Below are 6,162 nucleotides of genomic sequence, written 5' to 3'. Positions count from 1 at the left end.
TTTTCTTTTGAGTTCATACCATATAAAGATTGCAAGGACTATTAATCCCAAAATTATCTCACCTATACTGGTAGTAACATCCTTAGTCAAAGTCAAAATACCACGTACAAGCAAAACAAGCCCTATACTAGAAATTATAGCACCTATAATGTCCAAATCGTTTTTAGATTCAGTAGGTTTGAAATTAGGTATTTTATTTTGCATTACTAAAATAAAGAAAATGAATATTAATTCGAATGCAAAAGCATATCTCCAACTGAAATAAGTTGTAATAACCCCACCAATGAGTGGAGCAAAAGCATCTGCAAGTCCTGCCATTATCCCCAGAGTTGCCAAAGCAATTGTACGTTTTTTGCCTGAATATGTTCCGCTTATTATTGAAACTATAGCCGGCAGCATTAATGCCCCGGCAACACCTTTAATCGCTGACCATCCGACAAAAAACATTATAACACTTGAACTTATTACTGCAGTAAATATGCCTATACCAAAAAGTGCAGCACCAATAAAAAACAGTTTCTTTTTACCGACTATGTCCTGAAGTTTGGTACTGAGCAGTATTAACGCAGCCGTAATAAGAGTATTAAACGACACAAGCATTTGAATAGTGCTAACATCAGTATTCAAATCAGCAACAACATGAGAAATACTAACATTCATAAATAAAGAGTCCAATACTATAATAAAAGAAGCACAAGCTACAACTATTAATGGAATCCAAGAATTTTTGTTAGCCCTTTCATTCATATTTATAATCCTCCAACATATTACTTTTAAATATTTTAACATAACGACTTTTAAACATAAGTATAATATATATTTGATATTTACCAATGATTAAATTTTTTGACTTGTTGAGGTAGTTCAATTGATACAATGAGAGTTTCATTAAAATATCCTGAAAATGACAGACCATTTTTTGCATTTGAAGACAATACAACAAAAACTTTAATGTGGAGAGGGGATTGTTCAGTTAGTTAATGCAGCATTCGATTTTAACATATTTGCTAGTTGGTGATTAAGATATTTTTTGGTTGATGATTAATGTTTTGTGAAAAAAAGTTATACTAAATCAAATCTAAAAAAAAATAGATATTGAATTATCAACTATATTAATTGGAAACATGACATATGCAAATTATATGTTATTATGTTTAAAAAGAAAAAAGAGTAAAATAAGGAATTTAAATCCTTATTTTTAAATTAATCCAAGTTTATTAGCGGTTTTTTCGTCAACCTTACCGGTTACCTTGAGACCTTTGGCTTTCTGGAACTGTTTGACAGCAGTTTCAGTGTATTTCTGATAGATTCCATCAACTGGGTATGGAACATAATATCCGTTTTTCTTCAAAGCCTTTTGAATCTTTTTAACAGTAGTTATGGCTTTGCTTCCTCTTGAAACTGTTTTCCAAACAGCCTTAACCTTAATGGTTACCTTTTTGGTAGCTTTGTTGTAGTAAGTGTTTCCTTTATAGGTTATGGCAGCCTTGTAGGTTCCTTTCTTGGAGAGTTTGGTGATCTTGAAGGTAGCCTTACCTTTACTGTTTGTAGTGGCCTTATAGGTCTTTCCACTGACTTTTAAGTATACTGTTGCTTTGTTTATTGCCTTATTAACATTGTTCTTCAAGACAATTACATATTTCTTGGTTTTAGTAGTTGTCTTGAATGTTTTTGCTTTAGCAGTTATTTTAGGAGTTGCCTTTTTGACAGTAACCTTAGCTGTTCTGGTCACGTTATTGTGATTGGCATCTGCAATAGTAGTGACTGTTAAAGTGTAATTTCCTGCATCTAAACCAGACACGGTAATAATATTGCCTTCAACATCAACAACAGCGTTAGGTTGGTTAACAACACTAGCATTAACACCAATTGCGCCAGTAAATGAAACTGAAGCAGAACCAGTACTATCATAATCAAATACGACATTTTCAACAGTTAAAGTTGAGTCTATTTTATTGACAGTGATTTTAGCTGTTTTAGTCACGTTATTGTGATTGGCATCAGCAATAGTAGTAACTGTTAATGTGTAATTACCAGCGTCCAGACCTGAGACTGTAATTGAATCAGCATTAACATTAACATTAGCATCAGGTTGGTCATCGACACTGGCGTTAACTCCAGTAGCACCAGTAAATGAAACTGTAGCAGAGCCTGAATCACCATAATTAAATACAACATTACTGACTGTTAAAGTTGAGTTTATCTTGTTAACAGTGACCTTAGCAGTTTTTGTCACGTTATTGTGATTTGCATCTGCAATAGTAGTGACACTTAAAGTATAATTGCCAGCATTCAAACCTGAAACTGTAATGGTATTGCCATTTACATTAACATTAGCATCAGGATGCTCAACAACACTGGCATCAACACCAGTAGCACCAGTAAATGAAATTGTAGTTGAACCAGTACTATTATAGTCAAATACAATATCCCCAACAGTTAAAGTGGAATTGGCTTTATTGACAGTTATATTGGCATTATTGACAGTTACACTATCCAATCCAGTATATGATGCATTGACTTCATAGACTCCATAATCAGCAAATGTATATAACACCCACCAGGTTCCATTACCAGCATAATTGGCACTAATTTCCTCACTGTTTGGGAGGATAAATCGCAATTCACCTTTTATAACTTCATTTGGAATGTTGGATTTTGCAGTGATGTTAACTGTCCTGTTGTTGGTTGTCTGGGAGGTAACATTCACACTGAATTTAGTGTTGTTTGAAATTGTTTTTTCAGCTTCAGTGTAGTATGAATCTGCATCATGGTGAGCACTGATGTAATAATTTTCACCAGTACTAATATCCAAAACAATCATACCATTCTCATCTGTAACTTTAACATCACTCAAAACAAGTTCACCATTAACAACCACGCCAACAGTGATGTTTTGACCAGCTTCCTTATTAGATCTTGAAGGTTTGATAGCGGAACTTCCAGTGTTTGCGATTCCCTTTGCACTCCAATAAGTAACATTGGTAAAGCTAACTTCACCATTAGAATAGATTGCGTTTAAAAGGTTATCATTACCTTTGAAAGTAATTGTAATATTGTTATCATTTTTGGTTACTTCTAAAGCTTCTGCATTCGCCCTGTTGTTTAAGAAACAGGAATTGGAAACAGTTTTAGTCGCTGAAGTGCTACCGAAGTAAATTGCAGAACCAGTAGTCGCATTATTGCCAGTAAAATTACAATTTGTTACAGTACCTTCTATATTGAATCTGATAGCACCCCCATTACCATTGGTTGCGGTGTTATTAGTAAAATTACAATTTCTTACATTACCAGTATCAACAAATAGAATCGCACCACCCCATCCATTAAAGCCCGTTGCTTTGTTACAATTAAAATTACAATTTGTTACAGTACCTTCATCCCCGAAGTAAACTGCACCACCATCCCAACTGGCAGAGTTATTAATAAAATTACAATTTGTCACAGTACCCCACCAATCGAAGTAAATAGCTCCGCCATCACCCTTATAGTTAGCATTTTTTGATTGTTAGGTTTTTAATTGTTACCTCATTAACAGAATTTACATTAAATGCCCGAATATTTGATCCTGCCATATCAATAACTGCACCGTTACCATCAAGGGTTCTGATATTATCAGAAATTGTAATAGTAGAACCTTCATCATAAGTATAATAGTCATGTTGCAGTACGACGGTACCTCTTCCGTTGGCTATTTCGCTGGCTAGCCCGGAATATGTACTGGTATCTAGATTATCGCTTAAGGCTTCATCCTGGTCGTTTGGTTCATATGCTGCAGATAGTTTATCTGAGCTCACATCATCTGTGTTATCACATATAGATAAATCAATACTTTCGCTTGCTAGGTTTTCATTATCATCGGTTACTGCGGATACTCCCTGAAGGGATAACAGCAATACCAGGAGTAGTGAAATCAGCAAGATTCTTGTTTTCAACTTATCCATTTTTAAATTCAACTCGCTTTTTTTACTATAATATTTCGCATGTTTTGTCCCGTTTTTTTTTACACGACATGTCGAGCAATAGGAATTCTTATTTTTTTTCATGTGCACAAAAAAAATGTTTTTTTGATAGAATTCTTATTACCATATTTAAGTATGGCATCAATCCATTAATAAATCTATTTGAATATTATTCAAAATTGGATAATAAAAACAGTTGATTGTAAAATTAATGTGCTATTTGCAGAGGATATTGATGATTGAAGTTTACATCCCTAATCAATTTATAAATATTATTATTCTATGTAAACGGGAAAAATTGTTGATTAAGAATTATATAATTTAAATCCAGATTAACCAATTATAAAAAAAAATAATTAGATACATAATCAATAGAAAAACCCCAACTAGAACCAGCAATGCCAACCGTAACTAAATGTATTGCAATTCCAGAAAGTGGAGGGTTTCTATACTGAATACCATCCTGTCTTAAATAACATCTTACTGGAGGCTAATCTACGAAAATTCAAGTCAATGTCATTATTGACGCTAATAGTAACACGCTTGTTTCTAGACATACAAATAGATTGTGCACACTAATTAATAAATGTTTTAGTGTTTTTTCAGAGCATTTTGACATATGATTTTTAACATTGGCTTATCGGCGAAATAATAACTCACAAAATTTATTAAAGAAGAAAATTTAAATAAATAATTGAAGAAAAATTCATTACTGCTTAAAAAAAGAGTGCTTTGGAGTGAAAATCTTAGAACTATATTAAAGCAATGAAATACATATTATTGTTGAATATCACCCGAAAATATCAATTCAAACAATATCCGTTGGATATTTAAAGTAAATATTATAGGAAAAGATAGTATGATTGAAAAAATTAATACAGAGAAACAACAATTTATTTCAGAACCATGTAAACAGGTTATTTTACACTTGGATGATTTCCTCGAATCTAAAAAAGAGCCTATTACCGTTGCTGAAATAGGTGTTGGAGTAGGTGTTACATCAGTAGAAATAGTTAAACGATTAAGGGATATTGATTCATTCTATTTTTTCTCTTTTGAAGATGATGTGGCCGAACTTGAAGCCGATTTAAAAGATTTGGATTACTGTAACTGCAAACTATATCCCATGGGCAATACCCACACCACATACGATTCATATACCTGGAACTTAAGTTCATTGTATCTTGAAAATGAGGATCTGTTTGATCTAGTATATCTTGATGGGGCGCATACTTTTTATCATGACGGCTTGGCGACAGCCTTATTAAAAAAGCTTATAAAACCCGGCGGAATACTTATTTTCGATGATGTCTTTTGGTCTTTCAATGATTCCCCATATTGGAATAACGATCCCGAAAGATATTCAAGAATGCTCGAAAATTATCCTGAAGAGCAAATTAAATCAAATCAGATAAAAAGGGTTCTTGACGTATTTATGGAAAATGATGAGGAATGGGAGAGAATAGGCGACATTGCCTGGAAGACCACTTATAAAAAAATTGCAAAACAAAATAAGCTTGAAAGGTTATTAAGTAATTTGGGATCCAACTCTAAGAAAAAATAATTGGCATCCACTGAATCGGAAATTTATTCGCATCCAATTATTAAAAAACATATCTTACAAAATCTACATGCCAATAATGGATATCTTCATTGAAACCTAACAAACAGGGAGATTTTTATCTGAAACCTTTTCTTTTAAATGATTCAAATCAGATGAAATTACAGATATTTTTTCACCATCAACATAAGTAGTATAAACCCAACTACCACCAACATATTCAATCTCATAATCATTGTCAGTGATCTCTAAATCTTCCGTATTATCTTTGAGATTGTTAATTCTTTTTATACCATCATAAAATATTTCAAAATTAGGATTTCCCTTTTGTCCTTCAACAAACCATTTAAGCACCAAATTTGGATTGAATCCACTGTTAAAAGCAGCCAATGTGATGGATTTGTTAATTTTATATTCATTTAAAATAAGCAATATTTTATCTTCCAGGTGTTTATATGAATAACTGCCATGTTTCAACTTGTCATGCAACAACAGAGATTTCAATCCATTGTTCCTTTTTTCTAAATTGGAGAATCTATTATAAAATGATATGTTATTCACCACCAAGCTTTAATATTAACTATTATGTTGAAAGCATTTAAATGTTAGCATCTAAAAGCAAAAAATAGGAATAATCCT

Annotated in this window: 5 protein-coding genes; 1 reads left to right on the top strand and 4 read right to left on the bottom strand. The window is 32.6% G+C overall.

Going from position 1 to position 6,162, the window contains the following annotated elements; all coding sequences use genetic code 11:
- The 3 genes from ACKI4K_RS06720 to ACKI4K_RS06710 all read right to left on the bottom strand — a co-directional run.
- The coding region (locus tag ACKI4K_RS06720) for an MFS transporter (protein ID WP_407423507.1) at positions 1-747 on the bottom strand (747 nt) is incomplete at its 3' end.
- A gap of 451 nt (positions 748-1,198) precedes the next feature.
- Positions 1,199-3,445: a peptidoglycan-binding protein gene (locus ACKI4K_RS06715; RefSeq protein ID WP_407423505.1), complete on the bottom strand. Its 2,247-nt coding sequence runs from the start codon at positions 3,443-3,445 to the stop codon at positions 1,199-1,201.
- A 46-nt stretch (positions 3,446-3,491) separates the two neighbouring features.
- Positions 3,492-3,944, bottom strand: coding sequence for a hypothetical protein (locus tag ACKI4K_RS06710; RefSeq protein WP_407423503.1), 453 nt, complete (start codon positions 3,942-3,944; stop codon positions 3,492-3,494).
- A gap of 877 nt (positions 3,945-4,821) precedes the next feature.
- Between ACKI4K_RS06710 and ACKI4K_RS06705 the strand changes: the two genes are divergently transcribed.
- On the top strand, positions 4,822-5,526 hold the full coding sequence (locus ACKI4K_RS06705) for a class I SAM-dependent methyltransferase (RefSeq protein WP_407423501.1): 705 nt from the start codon (positions 4,822-4,824) through the stop codon (positions 5,524-5,526).
- A 96-nt stretch (positions 5,527-5,622) separates the two neighbouring features.
- On the opposite strand, the gene ACKI4K_RS06700 is transcribed toward ACKI4K_RS06705, so the two are convergent.
- Positions 5,623-6,027, bottom strand: a complete 405-nt coding sequence (locus tag ACKI4K_RS06700) for a hypothetical protein (protein WP_407423499.1) — start codon at positions 6,025-6,027, stop codon at positions 5,623-5,625.
- Positions 6,028-6,162 lie beyond the last annotated feature (135 nt).

Origin of the sequence: Methanobrevibacter sp. (assembly GCF_045644645.1) — an archaeon.
Lineage (GTDB): Archaea > Methanobacteriota > Methanobacteria > Methanobacteriales > Methanobacteriaceae > Methanocatella.
The sequence above is the reverse complement of the archived record's forward strand: the minus strand, read 5'-3'. Positions and strand labels throughout refer to the sequence as shown.

Excerpts from the sequence above, each read along its gene's own strand:
- ACKI4K_RS06710 (WP_407423503.1), bottom strand. The coding sequence starts at position 3,944 with ATGGATAAGTTGAAAACAAGAATCTTGCTGATTTCACTACTCCTGGTA.
- ACKI4K_RS06705 (WP_407423501.1), top strand. The coding sequence starts at position 4,822 with ATGATTGAAAAAATTAATACAGAGAAACAACAATTTATTTCAGAACCA.